The 15,776-nt window shown below is 67.6% G+C and carries 18 protein-coding genes and 1 pseudogene; 5 read left to right on the top strand and 14 right to left on the bottom strand.

Translation table 11 applies throughout. The features are described from left to right. Positions 1-75: 75 nt before the first annotated feature. Both OG709_RS01690 and OG709_RS01685 read right to left on the bottom strand, forming a co-directional pair. Positions 76-681: a DUF998 domain-containing protein gene (locus OG709_RS01690; RefSeq protein WP_250304949.1), complete on the bottom strand. Its 606-nt coding sequence runs from the start codon at positions 679-681 to the stop codon at positions 76-78. Positions 682-868: 187 nt separating this feature from the next. Next, positions 869-1,858, bottom strand: coding sequence for a phospholipase D-like domain-containing protein (locus tag OG709_RS01685; protein ID WP_329164479.1), 990 nt, complete (start codon positions 1,856-1,858; stop codon positions 869-871). 485 nt (positions 1,859-2,343) lie between these two features. On the opposite strand from OG709_RS01685, the gene OG709_RS01680 reads away from it, so the two are divergent. Next, entirely contained in the window at positions 2,344-2,982 is a 639-nt protein-coding gene (locus OG709_RS01680) for a class I SAM-dependent methyltransferase (protein ID WP_329164477.1), read from the top strand. Between the two features lie 65 nt (positions 2,983-3,047). Next, positions 3,048-4,076 carry a hypothetical protein gene (locus tag OG709_RS01675; protein ID WP_329164475.1) on the top strand — a complete coding sequence of 343 codons (1,029 nt, stop codon included), beginning with the start codon at positions 3,048-3,050 and terminating at the stop codon, positions 4,074-4,076. 192 nt (positions 4,077-4,268) lie between these two features. Here the strand turns inward: OG709_RS01675 and OG709_RS01670 are convergent, their stop codons facing one another. Then, positions 4,269-4,811 carry a DUF1707 SHOCT-like domain-containing protein gene (locus OG709_RS01670; RefSeq protein ID WP_250304953.1) on the bottom strand — a complete coding sequence of 181 codons (543 nt, stop codon included), beginning with the start codon at positions 4,809-4,811 and terminating at the stop codon, positions 4,269-4,271. Between the two features lie 433 nt (positions 4,812-5,244). Further along, positions 5,245-5,628: a hypothetical protein gene (locus tag OG709_RS01665; RefSeq protein ID WP_405683838.1), complete on the bottom strand. Its 384-nt coding sequence runs from the start codon at positions 5,626-5,628 to the stop codon at positions 5,245-5,247. A 351-nt stretch (positions 5,629-5,979) separates the two neighbouring features. Between OG709_RS01665 and OG709_RS01660 the strand changes: the two genes are divergently transcribed. Then, positions 5,980-6,528 carry a DUF1062 domain-containing protein gene (locus OG709_RS01660; RefSeq protein ID WP_250304955.1) on the top strand — a complete coding sequence of 183 codons (549 nt, stop codon included), beginning with the start codon at positions 5,980-5,982 and terminating at the stop codon, positions 6,526-6,528. Positions 6,529-6,632: 104 nt separating this feature from the next. Here the strand turns inward: OG709_RS01660 and OG709_RS01655 are convergent, their stop codons facing one another. The 8 genes and pseudogenes from OG709_RS01655 to OG709_RS01620 all read right to left on the bottom strand — a co-directional run. Then, positions 6,633-7,037: a hypothetical protein gene (locus tag OG709_RS01655; protein ID WP_250304956.1), complete on the bottom strand. Its 405-nt coding sequence runs from the start codon at positions 7,035-7,037 to the stop codon at positions 6,633-6,635. Between the two features lie 458 nt (positions 7,038-7,495). After that, positions 7,496-7,915 carry a (R)-mandelonitrile lyase gene (locus OG709_RS01650; protein ID WP_329164472.1) on the bottom strand — a complete coding sequence of 140 codons (420 nt, stop codon included), beginning with the start codon at positions 7,913-7,915 and terminating at the stop codon, positions 7,496-7,498. Positions 7,916-7,960: 45 nt separating this feature from the next. Beyond that, positions 7,961-8,806 carry an SDR family oxidoreductase gene (locus OG709_RS01645; RefSeq protein ID WP_266644635.1) on the bottom strand — a complete coding sequence of 282 codons (846 nt, stop codon included), beginning with the start codon at positions 8,804-8,806 and terminating at the stop codon, positions 7,961-7,963. Positions 8,807-10,103: 1,297 nt separating this feature from the next. Then, a complete protein-coding gene (locus OG709_RS01640) occupies positions 10,104-10,961 on the bottom strand; it encodes a class I SAM-dependent methyltransferase (RefSeq protein WP_329164470.1) in 858 nt (285 codons plus the stop codon). 21 nt (positions 10,962-10,982) lie between these two features. Beyond that, positions 10,983-11,327, bottom strand: coding sequence for a VOC family protein (locus tag OG709_RS01635; protein ID WP_329164468.1), 345 nt, complete (start codon positions 11,325-11,327; stop codon positions 10,983-10,985). A gap of 1 nt (position 11,328) precedes the next feature. Continuing rightward, positions 11,329-11,508, bottom strand: coding sequence for a CopG family transcriptional regulator (locus OG709_RS01630; RefSeq protein ID WP_250304960.1), 180 nt, complete (start codon positions 11,506-11,508; stop codon positions 11,329-11,331). 17 nt (positions 11,509-11,525) lie between these two features. After that, a complete protein-coding gene (locus tag OG709_RS01625; protein WP_329164465.1) occupies positions 11,526-11,702 on the bottom strand; it encodes a hypothetical protein in 177 nt (58 codons plus the stop codon). A 26-nt stretch (positions 11,703-11,728) separates the two neighbouring features. Continuing rightward, positions 11,729-11,956: pseudogene (locus OG709_RS01620) on the bottom strand (response regulator transcription factor); the annotation flags it as partial. A gap of 174 nt (positions 11,957-12,130) precedes the next feature. Here OG709_RS01620 and OG709_RS01615 point away from each other — a divergent pair. Then, on the top strand, positions 12,131-12,541 hold the full coding sequence (locus OG709_RS01615; RefSeq protein WP_250304962.1) for a VOC family protein: 411 nt from the start codon (positions 12,131-12,133) through the stop codon (positions 12,539-12,541). A 300-nt stretch (positions 12,542-12,841) separates the two neighbouring features. Next, on the top strand, positions 12,842-13,648 hold the full coding sequence (locus tag OG709_RS01610) for a hypothetical protein (RefSeq protein WP_329164462.1): 807 nt from the start codon (positions 12,842-12,844) through the stop codon (positions 13,646-13,648). A gap of 10 nt (positions 13,649-13,658) precedes the next feature. On the opposite strand, the gene OG709_RS01605 is transcribed toward OG709_RS01610, so the two are convergent. Then, positions 13,659-14,303 carry a response regulator transcription factor gene (locus tag OG709_RS01605; protein ID WP_329169037.1) on the bottom strand — a complete coding sequence of 215 codons (645 nt, stop codon included), beginning with the start codon at positions 14,301-14,303 and terminating at the stop codon, positions 13,659-13,661. Between the two features lie 53 nt (positions 14,304-14,356). Then, positions 14,357-15,694, bottom strand: coding sequence for a sensor histidine kinase (locus OG709_RS01600; RefSeq protein WP_250304964.1), 1,338 nt, complete (start codon positions 15,692-15,694; stop codon positions 14,357-14,359). Positions 15,695-15,776: the final 82 nt, after the last annotated feature.

Genomic DNA, 15,776 nt, shown 5'->3' with positions numbered 1-15,776 from the left:
AGGCGGCGTGCGCGATCGGCGGCCTGATCGCGGACAGCGCCCGCCTTGCCCCTCGGGCCCTGTCTGTTCCGTACGTCACAGCCCCGTCGCCACTGAGACGCCGGGCCACAGCCGGCAGGAGACGGCCACCACCAGTGGCCACACGGCCTGAACGAATGTCACCACCCGCTCCGCAATGCCCGGCGCCTCCCCGGTCTGCAGCTCGATCGCGAACCACAACGCGCCCGCGCACATCAGGGCGCTCGCCATGACCGACACGTTGAACCGCAGCCCCCACGGCGCCATCCGTCCCCGACGGCCCGCGGCCAGAGCAGGCCACACCGCGAGCAGTACGAAGCCGACGGCCGCCACCGTCCCGTGCCCCAGCGCCCCACCACGAACGGGCGCGGGCACCAACGTCAGCATCATTGCGGACACGCCGCCACCGGCCAGGGCAAGCCGTCCGACGAGCGTGGCCTCCCGCAGCCCGTGCGCCGTGACCATGTAGCACGCCCCCAGCACGATCAGCATGCCCGTCATCAGCCAGTAGCTGCGGTTGCCGTGGGACGCCAGCACGCTGATCGTGTCGCCCACGGGGTCATAAGCAGGTCCCTGCAGCAGCTGCGCAATCGTCCAACCGCTGACCAGGAGCAGAGGGGCGCCGCCCGAGGAGAGCAGGACCCACCAGGGGGCACGTCGCATCGCCCCACCGTAAACATCGTTCGCTCAGTTTTCCCGGTGACACACACTCGGCAGGCAACAGTGTCCTGGCACGTCCCGTTCACCGGCGGACTCACGCCACGGGCAGACCTTTCCGGGGCTGGTTCCCGGACCCGGTCGCATGGGCCCGGTCCCCTGTCCGCCGGGGCCGACAGGGGACCGGGGTGGGTCAGGCTGTGCCGGAGCTCTTGTCGAAATCGGCGTTGAACGCCTTTTCGATACCGCTCATGACTGCGGAGTCGCTGATGATGAGGCCGAGTTCACGGTTGTCATTGAGGGAGTTGTCGGAGAAGTTCTCCGAGCCGGCGAATACCTTCGCCGAAGGTGTGCCGTAGTCGGCGACGATCGCCTTGGCATGGATGTAGAAGCCGGTGGAGCTTGTGTACGTGGTGACCTTGCCGCCCGCTGCGGTGACACTGTTCAGCTCTTTGCTGTACTTCGAGGACTGGTTCTCCGCGACGACGCGAACGGCGACGCCGCGCTTCGCGTCCGCGACGACCGCATTCACCAGCGTGGCGTCACCGAACTCCTCCTGCTGGACGTCGAGGGTGTGCGATGCGCCTTTGACGAGGGCCAGCAGACGGCTCTGTGAGTCGGTGGGGGACCAGACCAGGTCGGTGCCGTCGGACGGGGTGACGGAGGTCTTCGCGTAGTCGGCGTCGAAGACCTTCTCGATCGCTGCGACATCGGCCTGGTCGGAGTCGAACACTCCGTAGTCACGCGAGGTCGCGTAGTACTTCGTGTCGAAGTTGCCGGTGCTGATGTAGGACTTGGCTCCGTCCACGGTGATCGTCTTCTGGTGGGTGTAGACGTAAGCGGAGGACGAGTACGTCACCCCGGCGCCGGCCGCGGACAGCGCATCGTAGGCGGCGCCGTTGATGGATGTGTGCTGGGAGTCGAAGACCACGCGGACCTTCACGCCTGCCTTCTGCTGCTTCACCAGGTCGTTGACGAGGGTGGTGTCACGCAGCTCGTAGATCGTCACATCGATGGACTTCTTCGCCGAGTTGACGAAGTCGTAGATCGGGCCCTCCTTCTGGTCCGGCAGGATCACCAGGGAGTAGGCGCTCGTGGCGTGGGCGGTGGCGGGCAGAAGGGCAGCAACCGCGGCCAAGGCGCCTGCGGCCAGCATGGGTACGAGACGGTGGGTGGGGCGCACCGGGACTCTCCTCGTGGTCGGGGATGCACGCAACGCGCGTAGCGCATCCCAGTAAGACACTTTCCCGATGCTCGCTGAAGCCTTGTTCAGTGAAGAGAAGTGCAGCGTTGTGTAAAGTGCTGCAGTATTCGATCTTCGATCAACAGGCGTGAAAATACAGGCAGTTGAGAGTATTTTCATTAGGGCGACCATGCTTTTCCCGGGCTGGTTCCGGTGGCTTTTCCATAGCCGATCGATCCGCAATCATCTGTTTGCGAGAGCCGATCGCATAAGGCGTCTCATGGGCGAAAAACCCAACAGGATCGGCGGCGCGCGACGGCGCCGTCATCGCGCTGGACGATCGGACACGGGCCGGCGGGGCGGCGGATCTGTTCCTGCACCCACTTGTTGCCGAATCGGCAACCATGTTTGACGTGCATCGTCCCATGCGGCAACCCTGAACCCAGGTGCCGCCGACACCGCGCAGCAGACCCGAAGGAGCCTTGATGCCGACACCGCAGCCCCCTGCCCCGACACAGTTCTGGGAAGAGCGCTACCGCTCCAGCGACCGCATCTGGAGCGGGGACCCGAACCCACTCCTCGTACGGGAGACCAGCTCCCTGGAACCGGGCAATGCTCTGGATCTGGGCTGCGGTGAGGGGGGCGACGCGCTATGGCTGGCCTCGCGCGGTTGGCGGGTGACCGGGGTGGACATAGCCGCCACAGCGCTGGAGCGGGCGGCGGCCCATGCTGCGGAGGCTGGTCTCGCCGAGCAGTTGACGTTCGAGCAGCACGAACTCGGAGTGACCTTCCCTGAGGGAAGCTTCGATCTGGTCAGCGCCCAGTTCCTTCAGTCACCTGTCGCACTGGACCAGGACGGCGTACTCGAACGGGCCACCGAAGCGGTCGCGCTTGGCGGCACCCTTCTCGTCGTCATGCACGCGGGATGGCCGTCCTGGATGGAAGAACACGAGTACCCGTTCGACGCTGTCTTCCCCACGCTCCAGGGCTTGCTCGCGAGGCTCGCTCTGCCGCACACCTGGCAGGTGGAGACGCTGGAGGCCGTGGAGCGGTCCCTGGCATCGCCCGACGGCAAGCCCGGTACCCGGACGGACAACGTGTGGCGACTCACCCGTACCGACTGAGCGGGAGGGGCGGCTGAGGTGGGTTCCGTGACCGCTCGGACCGTGCAGGTTCTATGGTCTCGTGCATGACGAGGACCACGCCGCCGCGCCCGCTCGATGTCGAGGAGCTCTTCCCGGAACTGGCCGGGTACCGGGGCACGACCACCCGGCTGCACCCGCGGCCGGGAAACCCGGACGCGTCGGCGAGTTCGGTGGGCGGTCCGATGCTGTGGCCCGCGGATGAGCCGTGGCCGGTCTGCGACGAAGCGCATGGCCGCGGACATGGCCGACGCATCGCGGATATCCACCAGGAGCGGGAAATCCTCGCCTCCGTGCGCGCCGACGGCTGGTCCTCGGGCCTGACACAGGAGCAACGTCAGCACCTGGACGAACTGCGCCGCGGGCACCGGGACCCGGCGGCCCGTGAGTCCGATCCGCTTCCCCTGATCGGACTCGCCCAGCTGTACCGTCGCGATGTCCCCGACCTTCTTCCGGGCCCGGCCGACTGCGACCTGCTCCAAGTGTTCTGCTGCCCTTTCGACGCGCACGGCCCGAGCCGCTACGGAATGCTGCTCCACCTGCGCTGGCGTAGGTCCGCAGACGTCGGTGACGTGCTCGCCGTACCGCCGCTGCCGCCGCTCGTCGGATCCGCCGTGTACGTACCCGAACCCTGTGTACTGCACCCGGAACAGGTGGTCACCTACCCGTTCGCCGGTCTGCTGCCCGAGTCGCTGTGCGCCAGGATCGATGCATGGGAGGAGGCCCTCGAAGCGGAGGCCGAACAGTCGGGGGAGGACGAGGACGAGCTGGTCGGCTACCAGTACGACCTGTCCATCCCGCCCGGCTGGCGCGTCGGCGGATTCGCCTCCTGGCACAGTACCGACCCGTCCCCGATGGACTGCCAGGCCTGCGGGGCTCCGATGGAACTGCTGCTGACCATCGACAGCTCGGAGTGGGATGGCGGTAGCCGGAGCTGGAAGCCGTTGGAAGAGCGGGATCTCGCCCCGTATGCGGGCGCTACGCCCACCCAGGTCGTCGTGGGGCGGTCCGGCGAACTCAACGTCTTCGCCTGCCCCGCCGATCCCGGACATCCGCACCGCTGGAGCATTCAGTAGGATGCCGACGAGCATTGCGGTAGCGCTCGCTCCGGGTACCGCTGGGGCGGGCGTCGCCGGGACGGGGCGTCTCGGAGAGGAAGCCGCCGATCTTCACCAGCTGGGGGTAGGCGCCCTTGCCCCGGTCCAGGCCGGTGCCCACGGTGATTCCTTCGAGAGTGTGCATCAGGTGGTACTGGGGCCGGACAGGGCTCAGCGCCGTGCGTGGCGGATCTTCAACCGTCCGAACCCCATGGCCCCGGAGATACGGATCCTCGGCCCACCGGGGCGTGAGCTCCGCCGGGTCTTGTGCCGGGAGTCCTTCCACCCGGTGCGCAGATCCTCGAATTCGACGATCGCGTCGCGAGGCACCGTGATCTTGGCCCTGCCGGTGCCCAGTTGAAGCTCGATGTCGATCACCGGATGCTCGAAGACCGCCCGGGACAGGTCCAGATGCACCCTTCCGAACGCGGACTCGACCTTGAGGATCCGAGGTACGCGCCATACGCCCCGCCGCTGGATCCGACCGCCGGCGACGGCAATCGTGGATGTGGTGCCCGCCCTCTCCTCCGGGAGCGAGGCCAGAGCCGACGCGAGCTCGCCGTGCGTTCTTGCGGTGAGCGCCTGGTGGAGGCGTTCGTCCAACTCCTCGTGCGAGATGTGCACTTCGGCGTACGCGTCCTGCAGGCGCTGCACAGCCGTGTCGCGGTCGTCTTCACTGATCAGCGTCGGCGAGTCTTCCGGCAGAGAGGTCACCGATTCACTCTAGTGCCGTGCCGGCGCTGCGAACACGTCAAGGTTCGTCGCGGGCAAGGCTCCCACGGCCAGAACCCGGTGGACTTCCTCCGCTCGAACGTGGCCCTGGACCTCAGCGAGGCTGTAGCCGGCACCGGCCACGCGACCCGCGCACCGTCACAGTGACTCACCTCCTCCACGCCATGATCTGGATCCGCAGCCACTACGGGTCCGTCCCTGGCTATCTCCTGGCGCACGGGGCGAAGGAGTCCGAATTGCTGGCGCTGCAGAGGGCCTTGACCTGAAGGGCTCCCATGCGACAGCCACAGATGCTGAGCCAGGACGGGACGTCACCTCGATGGGGCGGACGTGGTGCCGGCGACGGCCCAGCAGGGTGGCTGTTCCTGCTTGAGCCGGTCGAATCCGTGCGAGGTGTGTGACGTCCGGAGGCGGATCACGCTTCGTCGCGGTGTGTGAGGTGGCCGTTGCTGAGCCGCCAGTAGTGCTGGTGGGGAGTCAGCTGCCAGGTCTCGTCGGCAGCGATTGCCTGCGTGATCCACTCGTGGAGTTGGGGGAGAGCCTGCGCACGTAGAACAGCGCGGGTGGCGGCACGTTCGGTGGCATCGACCGGGTGAACGTCTATGCGGAAGCCGACGACGTCCGGGTGGACGCCCCGGCCGTAGTTCCGGGGGGTCGGAGGCACCCATTCTGCCCCCAGGACGATGGTCCCGCTGTCATGCCCGGTGAGGAAGCCCAGGTCCGTGACTCGGGTCATGTAGCTGCCGAGACACTCGTTGATGTCGGTGGTCGTCAGGGGCCAGGAACGGTGCCTGGGCAATCTTCGATTCCGTGCGGGCATGTGAGGAAGGATGCAGGAGATCCCTGTCGGCCCACATCAGGTTTCTGTCCGATCAGCCGGGCTCGCGTCTTCCACGCACTGTCACCGTCGCCGCGATCCGGCCCTGGCTTCGCCCACGATCCACCGGACAGACCCTGGCGGTGAGGCGCTCGAAAATCAGTGGAACAGCGCCGCAGTGCGCCATTACTGTACTGCCGACCCGAGTTGTCCAGGCAAGGACGTCCCGTTGTACACCCTGTGAGACCTCCCGAGCGCTGAATCGTCGCGCGTCGCACATCTGCGCCGCGCTCCTTTTTGCTGCGGATTTCTCACTGAAACCGGTGTACTTCTATGCTCAACAACTGGATGGTCACGCCCACCTGCCTGCCGCACGTCCTCCGTCGTTGCCATACGTGTGCGGCCGAGCGCTTTCGGGCAAGCGGCAAATTTCGCGTCAACGCACACCACAAGCTCATCGACGCCTGGCTCCTCGTCCTCTGTACCGCTTGTGGGGAAACTGCAAAGCTCACGGTTCTGGAGCGGATGAATGTGCGTTCCGTACGACCTGAGCTGCTGGACCGGCTGCATGACAACGACCCTGGTCTGACAGCTGAGTTGCTCCGGGATCCGGTCGTGTGGCGCCGAAATCGCATAGCCCTCGACTGGGACAACGCCTGGCGCCTCGACACAGGCGGATCGGATCACCTGGACCGCGAGGTGATCGACGTCAGGGTTTGCTTCGCCGCGCGGATCCCTGTCAGGCCGGTGCGACTGATCGCTGAAGGCTGCGGTCTTTCGCGGGCCGAGGTCGGGCGACTGATCACGGAGGGGGAGCTGGTCTCGGCAGTCCGGCTGACCGGCAAGGTCTCAGGCGAGTTCACCTTCACGCTCAAGCGCTGAGTCCTCCTCGGGACCCAGGGCCTGTCCGGCAGGATCTGCCGGACAGGCCCTGGAATTCGCCCGGAACGCCCGCAACGACGCTCTGCGTACCGACGTCTACCGCCTCACCACCGGTCGATGCCCATCGTCTTCGCCGCACTGTGGATCGCGTTGTAGTGCGGAATCGACATGTCCGACTTCTTCTGCTTCGGTGGAAGGTGCTGGTCGGTCTGCCGGAACTCGTCACGTGCCGCGGCCAGCAGGCTGGTTCCGTAGCCGACCGGCACATCGTCCTTACCGTGAACGGGATGCGATTTGGCCGCCGTCTGGCTCCCGGCGTTGGCCAGAATGCTCCGCGCCTGGTTGTACGCGGCAGGCTTGATCGCCTTTGGGTTCGCCGCAACCGTGTGGGCACTGGTCACCACGCGGGCGTTGCCGGTACCGATGGTGGCGGAGGCGGGGGCGACGGCCGATGCGAGGGCTCCGACCGCCACCGCTGTGGTGAGCCAGGTCCGGATGATGAGTTTCATGAGATTCCTCTCTTCTGCGACAAAAGGGTTCCGATTGGTGCGAGAGGGATCCTGCCCACACGGGCAGAGGACTCTTGGCGCTGCTGGTCGAATGGTCCATCGAACTTGATCACTCGTGGAGGCAATCGCCGGGGCGGGAAAGCGACCCCTTTCGATCCGGCGCGCGCGGAACGCAGTACACAGAATCCGCGCGCCCATCCTTAACGGGTCGGCTGTACCTGCCACATCACGGACCCGGACCCGCGTCGTCGTTACGGCGCCGGTGGTGGTCGGGCTGGTCGCAGTGCCGACAGGTGCGCGTCGCGGTCGGCGAATGTGGCGCTGTTGCCCAGGGCGCCATGCGGGGACCGGTCCGACAACGACAGGTGGCTTGTCCTGTCAGTTGCGGTGGTGTTGTCGGGGCGTGTCATGCGTGCCGGCCGGTACTGGCAACTGACCGGGGGAGGTGTGGTGTCCGGTCAGCGACCGGGGGTACGCGGGGCGCGGTACTGCTTGTCGGTGACGTGCTCCAGCCAGGTGGTCTCGGGGCGGTCGTCGTCCGGGGCGGTGCTGTCCCACAGGGCCAGGTGCTGCATGAACCGGTCCTCGGTGGCGCCGTGCCAGTGTTCTTCGCCGGGCGGGCAGGTGACGGTCTCGCCGGGGTGGGCTTCCAGGACGGTGCCGTCGCGGGTGCCGATCAGGGCGATGCCTGCGACGACGTGAAGGGTCTGGCCGACGGCGTGGTGGTGCCAGGCGGTTCGAGCGCCCGGTGCGAAGCGGACCATGTTGGCGCGGATGCGGGAGGGCTCCTGGCCGGTGTGGATGACGTCGAACCAGACGTCTCCGTCGAACCAGTCCTGGGGGCCCTTGCCGGTGGGTTGTGGCTTGACGAACTTCATGGCGTGTTCCTTGTCCGTGGCAGGGGAGGGGGTGCGACGAGTGGGTCAGGCGGCGCCGTCGTCGTGGGCGAGGGCGCCGCCCAGGGTGCGGGAGGTGGTCGCCTGTTCGCTGATCTCCTTGCCGCGCGCCTCGGCGGTGGCGATCGCGTCGTCGCCGGCGACGAACCGCAGCGGCGGCTCACCGAGGTCGACGACCTTCAGCAGGGCGTCGGCGAGCTTGGCCGGGTCGCCGGCCTGTTGGCCGTTCATGGACTGCCACATGGCTTTGGCGGCCCTGGTGCGCTCGGCGTAGTCGTCGATGGAGAGCTCTGCCCAGCTGGTGGAGGCGTCGACGAGCAGTTCGGTGCGGAAGAAGCCGGGTTCGACGATCGTGGTGCGGATGTTATACGGCTCCAGGTCGTGGCGCAGAGACTCCATCCAGCCCTCGACGCCGAACTTGGAGGCGGCGTAGGCGACACAGAACTCCTGGCCGACCAGTCCGGCGATCGAGGAAATGGTGAGGACATGGCCCGAGCGCTGGGCGCGCATGACGGGCAGGACCGCACGGGTGACGTTCATCGGGCCGAACAGGTTCGTCTCGATCTGGGCCCGCATCTGGGCGTCGGAGATCTCCTCGAAATATCCGGCCTGGAAGGTGGCGGCGTTGTTGATCAGCACGTCGATACGGCCGAATCGGCTGACCGCGGCGTCGACCGCCGACCGGGCGGAGTCCGGACCGGTGATGTCCAGGGCCGTGACCAGCAGGTTGTCCTGCTCACCGCCGAGCGCGTCCAGGACGCTTTCGGGGCGGCGCCCCGTGGCGACGACCTCATGGCCGGCTGCCAGGGCCTGGCGGGCGATGTCGGTACCGAGCCCGCGACCGGCACCGGTGACGAAGATGATCTTGCTCATGGGGGGCTACTCCTGTGTACGGGGTGAGATCAGGGCCAGGGCCGGGTGTACTCGCCAGGGCCTGACGGCTTCCCGCTTCCCTGTACCTGCGGGGTGACTGCGCCGCCTTCCGGCATCCGCACCATCGACTCTCACACCGGGTGGGGATCATGAAAAGGGGAGGGTTTCATCCTGGGAAGGAGCTCTCCCGGGAAGAAACCCTCCCCCCTTTACGTGGTGTCCGCGACCCGTACCGGCGTGGAAGCCCCCGATTCTCGCCTCTGCTCTCCTGAAGGGCCAGGGCCAGGGTCAAGGGGTTCCAGGCCCACCGCGCGCTGGACAACGGGGTGCGTGCTTCTTTGTAACTGCGTACGGCTTCGCCGTCAGCGACGGCGGGGTACTCCTTCCGTAGCCCCGCCCATCGCTGTGTGCTGTCGGTCGATCGCCTGTCCCGGGCAGTCGCTGCGTCGGCGCTTACCTGTGGCGTCCTGTCACGCGTCACGTGGCTCGCCGGGCCGGAACGGCGTCGATTCACTCCCATGGATTGAACGTGTTCAAATCCAGTGAGAGCATCCTGCTCAACAGTTCAGGGAGGGCGAGGATGGAACGCAGGACAGCGTGTCACGAAGCGGCGACCGTGGGGAGATCCATCGGACTCCTCTCGGCATCCCTGGCATGGGCGACAGTGGTTGTTGTCGGCCCTTGGCTGCCAACGGCTGCGGGCGTCGCAGATCTGACGGGCGTTGCCGTCATGCTGAGCATGGTGGTCTGCGGCAGTGTGCCTTCCTTGTTGTTGGGGGCGCTCCTGGGGCGTGCTCGCGCCTGCTGGGCACTGGCAACGTGTGCTGTCTCGGGGCCGGCCCTTTGGATTCTCGACTTCACCGTCCCCGGCGATCCTGACGTCCGTTCATCGGTTCCGGTGGCCGTGTACATCTCGGGCACTCTGGCCCTGGGACTCGTCAGTGCCCCTCTCCTGGTGGGTGCGGTTGCGGGGTGGTGGTGCAGTCGTCTCCGTACGGCCCGGTGAGGGGGTGTGGCCTCGCGCAGGGATGATGCGGACTGCTGTGCCGTTGGGGGCACGGCCGCCCTGGTGGTCCGGTCGTGAGGCGCTGACGCACCTCCCTGCGAGTGCCTTGTTCCTCCCGGGCCGAGGCTGCCGATCCGGGGCCAGGAGGCGGTTTGCGGTTCGGCGGACATCCGAGCGCCAGTTGTCGCAGCGTTTGCAACCGCTTGGGCAACTCGAATTCTCGTACACCTTCCCGCGCCGGCGGCGGTGTCCCCAACTCGTCCTATCGGGCAGGTGGTCGGCCGAGGAGCGTCAGGTGGTGGCCACCAGCAGATCCTCGCCGCTTGACGGGCGAAGGCTGTCGGACCGATCGGCGAAGTACCGTTCGGCGAGCACGGTTCCCGGCACGTGTTGCACGTCCTCGAAGCCACTGTCACCGGCCAGTGTCAGCATCTCGTGCGGGGTGTAGAAGCTGATGAACGGTGTTCCGGCTGCCCGTGCCTGTGGCTTGGTCGCCTCAAGTGCGGGGCGGTCGGCGTCGTCGATGAGTTCGGTCGGCAACATGAACGTCATGGCGAGCGTCGAGCCGGGGGCGAGCCCGGCGAACCTGCGCAGGGTGGCCGCGGTGGCGTCCTTGGTGAGGTACATGGTGACGCCGGTACAGACGACGAGCGCCGGCCGGCCCGGGTCGAAACCGGATTCGGACAGCTGCCGCCACCAGTCGCCGCCCGCCTCGAAGTCCACCGGCACCAGCCGCAGCCAGTCGGGGATCCCGTAACCGAGCTCGATCAGGCGTCGGCGTTTCCAGGCCTGGGTGCCCGGCTGGTCGATCTCGAAGACCCGGAGGCGGGAGGCGATTTCCGGCCTGCGCTGGGCGAAGGTGTCGAGTCCGGCTCCCAGGACGACGTACTGGGTGACGCCGTGGTCGGCCTGCTCGACGACCAGGTCCTCGATGAAGCGGGCGCGGGCCACGATGGCTGCCCGGAACCCGCTGGTGCCGCGCGGGTCCATGTCCGGGCGCCGCCGCCAGCCGTCGTCGGGGGCCACCAGCTGCAGGCCGACCTCGTCCTCGATCACGTGCGGCGGCGGGTCGGCCTGTACGTGCAGCGCCCGCCAGAGGGCGGTACGCACCGCGGTGCTGTCCGGCGCTTCGTTCTGTTCGTCAGCCATGGTGTTCCCCTTTCGTCGCGGTCACTTCTCGGCGGGAGCCTGGAGGCTCCACAGCCGGCCGTCGGCGTCGCGGACGGTCATCTCCTTGGTCCCGAAATGGGTGTCCGTGAACGGCGTGACCACCTCGACGGCAGGATCGGGACGGAATGTGCCTGCGTCCGGAACCTTCAGCACGATCTGGGTCTGGGGCTCCCGGTCCTCGGGGACCTCGGCAATGAAGACGTAGGGTCCGTCGCCATTGCGGAGCTGACCGGAGTTGTGGTCGGTCGAGAACTCCAACTCGTAGCCCAGCGCCTGGAAGAACTTCGCCGCCTTGCCCCAGTTGTGGGTCGTCAAGAACACGGCCTCGATGCCTTCGGTCGCCATGTCAGATCTCCTTCTCGGACGATTGCTGCCGCTGCCGATGGGTGTCGTCGAGGTAGGCGCGCAAGGCGTCTGCGACCAACGCCGAGAGGGACGAGCCCGACTCGATGGCGTGATATTTGACCTGCTTGATCAGCCCGACCGGCAAGTACACGTTGAACTGCTTGACCTCTTCGTCACTCACAAGGTGATGCTAGCATTCTAGCAAGCTAGTGTCGCGTGGTAGGTGATTCTCGACGGTGTCACCACGAAGAAGTGCCGGCGGGTCGACTCCTGGACGGCCGCGATCCGCACCGCCGGTCGGCAGAGCGAGCCCGAGTAGCGGCGGAACTCAGGGAACCGGATGCGCAGAACCTCGTGGCTGATGTCGTCGACCACCTCTCTCGCCCACAAGGAAACCCGTCTCAGGACAGCAGCCGCTGTTCCTTCGCCACCGCTACCGCCCCGGTACGGGTGTCCACGCCGAGCTCGTTGTAGATCCGGCCGAGGTGGGTCTTGACCGTTGTCTCGCTGATGAACAGCGCCTTCGCGATGTCGCGGTTGCCCAGGCCCTGCGCGAGCTGCGCCAGGATGTCCCGCTCCCGGCCGGTGAGTGTGGGCCGCGGCCTGCGCATGTTGGCCATCACCCGGCTGCGGTCCGTACGAGGGCGTCGCGGTCGTGCCCGACGGCCGCATCCCCGAGACGGCGGCTTCTCACGATCACGCCAGGCTTAGGACCAGCGTCCGATAGGCGCGCGATCACTTGGTCTCTAGGCTCTGTGACACCCATCAGCCCGTGGAGAGCGAACGCCACCAGGAGGCAGCACATGCCGGCCAACGCCACGGCTCACCTTCGCATCGCCCGTCCGACACGGGATATCCGTGCGGCGGAGCATTTCTGGATTTCGGGTCTCGGCCTTGAGGTCCAGTACCGGCATGAGGCGGACGGCACTCCGGGCAGGAACTCGCTCCTCATGGTCGGCTGGCCCGATGCCGCCTGGCATGTGGAACTCGTCCACGACCCTGCCGCCCCCGTGGACCCGCAGCCGACCCCCGAGGACCTGCTGGTGATCTACCTCGGCGAACCGGTGCCCGACTCGCTGGTGGACCGGCTCGAACGCCATGGCGGGAAGCGAGTGCCGGCGCACAATCCGTACTGGGACACCTGGGGTGTGACGGTCCAGGACCCGGACGGCTATCTGCTGGTGCTGTCCACGCGCGCCTGGGCCAACTCGTAGCCTTCTGATGAACCTGCTGGTGACGGCCGTTCGAGATGTCGTCATGGTCGGATCGTGGGCTGTGCAGTCGCCGCTCACCGGCCACGTGAACAGAACGGCGGACTCACATGCGGAGTTCACGCCATCGCGGAGTCACACCATGGCTGGGGGGTGTGGCAGGCCACACCCCAAGTGGGCGGCGGACCGTAGTGACCGGGCGAGCGCCGCTGCGAAATGGTCATCAGCATGACAACAACGGCACGACCCACCCACAGGCACGGACCCTCTCGATCCGGAGGCAGTTCCGGTCGCGCATTCGCTGTGCTCGGCGCTCTCGCCACGGCCCTCGTCCCGGCCTTCGTCCTCGCCCCTCGCCCCTTGGCGGCGAGCACGTCGGGCGGCGGCTTCGGCGGTCAGCAAGGCCTCATCGACAGCCTCTCCAAGTCGTTCGTCGACTACTGGAGTTCCGGCGACCGGACCTTTCCCCCCGGTTTGGAGCGGGCCGTCGACTACTGGCGTCATTACCACGTGGTCAAAGCCGTGATCGCTGCGATGCTGCTGGCCGTGCTCATCGCGCTCGGCGCTCTTCTCTGGAAGGCATTTCTGCGGGCCGGGGGGCTGGGGGCGGCAAGCAGGTTCGCTCTCGCGTCGGCCGCGGCTGTCGTCACGGCGCTCGCGGTGTTCTCGTCGGCGATGGTCATGGCCAACATCCAGGGTGCGACGGCGCCGTTCTCCTCGCTGCTGTCGATGCTGCCGGTACACGCGCCCCACGGGGAACTCGCCGATACGCTCCGCCAGGTCAGGCAGCACCTTGCCGACTACCCGAACACCGGTGACCGAACTCCGCCTGCTCTGGAGGTGATGGTCAGTGACTTCTCCCGGTACCACGCGGTGATAGCCGTGGCCGCCACGACGGTGGCGGTCGTCCTCATCGGGATGAGTGCGGTGTCGTGGAGGAGGTCTGCGAGAACCGGGGCGTCCGACAGACGAACACGGCGCGTGTTCAGGTCGTTCGGTCTTGTCTCGGCCTTGCTGTCCCTGGTCGTCATCGTTGTCGCTGTGGCGAACACGACTACCACGGCCGACCCGGCACCTGCGCTTCTGGCCTTCTTCGAAGGCGGATGGTGAGAGGCCGCCGTCAGGCATTGAGAAAGGCGAGAACGGCGAGCACCCGGCGGTGCTGGGCGTCATCGGGCGGTAGGCCGAGCTTCGCGAAGACGTTGCCGATGTGCTTTTCCACCCCGCTGTTGGAGAGCGCCATTCGCCGGGCAATGGCCGTGTTGGAATGGCCCTCGGCCATCAGCGCCAGCAGTTGCCGTTCACGCGCGGTCAGTGCGCCCAGCGGGTCGTCCCGCCGCTGTCCGGCCAGCAACTCGGCGACGACTTGTGGGTCGAGCACCGTCGCGCCACGGGCCACGCGGTCCAGGGTGTCCAGGAACTCCTCGACCTTGGCGACCCGGTCCTTGAGCAGATAGCCGACCGCGCCGGAACCGTCCGCGAGCAGGTCGGCGGCGTAGGACACCTCCACGTACTGGCTGAGTACCAGCACGGGGGTGCCGGGCAGTTGTCTGCGGGCGGTGGCCGCCGCCCGCAGGCCCTCGTCCGTATGCGTCGGCGGCATCCGGACATCGACGACCGACACGTCCGGGCGGTGTGCGAGCACCGCTTCGACCAGGGAAGGGCCGTCGCCGACCGCCGCCACCACCTCGTGACCGTCCTCGGTCAGCAGCCGGACCAGGCCCTCGCGCAGCAGCACCGCGTCATCGGCGACGACGATCCGCAGCGGATCCCGGTGCGCGGGGTACGACGGTGCTCCAGGCGTTGTTTCGTCCGAGGTCAGCGACATGGCAGCTCCGCGGTGACCGTCGTCGGGCCGTCCTCGGGACTGTCGACGCGCAGTCGGCCGCCGACCGCGTGCACCCGGTCGGCCAACCCCTGCAGCCCGTGTCCCTTGGCCAACGCCGCACCACCCACTCCGTCGTCCGTCACCCGGACCCGCAGGATTTCCCCCGTGTGGCGCATACCGACCGTGCACCGGCGGGCGTGGCTGTGCTTGGCCACGTTCGTCAGCGCCTCGGCGACCACGAAATACGCGGCTGTCTCGACGCCGGCGTCCAACTGGCGGCTCAGCGGACCGGCGTCGAGCTCGGCGGGTACGACGCAGCGAGCGACCAGAGCGGAGAGCGCCTCGCGCAGTCCTCGGTCGGTGAGGACCGGCGGGGCGATGCCGCGTGACAGGGCCCGTAGCTCGTCCAGCGCCTCCTGGGTCTGGACGACCGCGTCGGCGAGTGCGGCCCGGACAAGTTCCGGCTTTCTGTCGAAGTGATGCTGGGCGCGGCCCAGTTCCATCGCCAGCCGGACCAGTTGCTGTTGGGGGCCGTCGTGGATGTCGCGTTCGAGCCGGCGCAGGGCGACCGCCTCGGCCGTCACCGCTGCGGCGGCCTGTCCACGGGCGGTGTCGCGCCCCTGCCCCGATCTGCCGGTCCGGCGGTGCGACACGGACGTGCTGGACAGCAGCGCCTGCCCGAGACCGGCCTGAGCGGCGACGCACACCCGGGTCACCAGCGGCAGGGTGAACAGCAGCAGCACGCCGACCGTGATCGCGAAGACGAGCCGCTCGGTCGGCGCCGTCAGTCCCAGGCTCAAGGCGATGTGGGACCGGTCGCTGCCCGCGTACAGGGTCATGGGCCGCAGCGACCCGGGGGTGACCTGGATGCGCAGGGGGTACGTGGCGGTCGCGGCTCCCACGAACCACCACAGGACCGTCACCACCGAGGTGACCAGTACGACGGGGAGCACCGACACCGCGTGTGCCAGGTCGAGCCACAGCCCCGGGCCGGTCGCGTCGGCCGTCTCCTTCGACCTGGGCCGCCGGCCCGCTCCTCGTGTGCCGTCGGTCCGGGAACGCACCGTGCCGATCCGCCACCACTCCAGATCGCCGGACCACCGCGCCAGTGCCAGAGAACGGGCCGCTACGGGCGATCCTCCCGGCAACAACGAACCGACCGTTGCGACGCACAGGCCGCCGACCATCAGCAGCAGACCGGCGGCGGCGGTGAAAGGCGCGGTCAGGAGATACAACGACTCGACGAGCGTGCGACGCCCTGCGCGAACGACGAACCCGGCACTCGGCCGCCACCGACCCGCGACCACGGAGGGCAACGACTCAACCATGTGGACAGCATAATGTCGCTCCGATCCGGGATTTGGACGATCACGTCGAGAGCGATTTCTGCGACTCGGGCGATCCCGGGGG

Origin of the sequence: Streptomyces sp. NBC_01267 (assembly GCF_036241575.1) — a bacterium.
In the GTDB taxonomy this organism is placed as follows: domain Bacteria; phylum Actinomycetota; class Actinomycetes; order Streptomycetales; family Streptomycetaceae; genus Streptomyces.
This window is presented reverse-complemented; position numbering and strand designations above follow the sequence as displayed.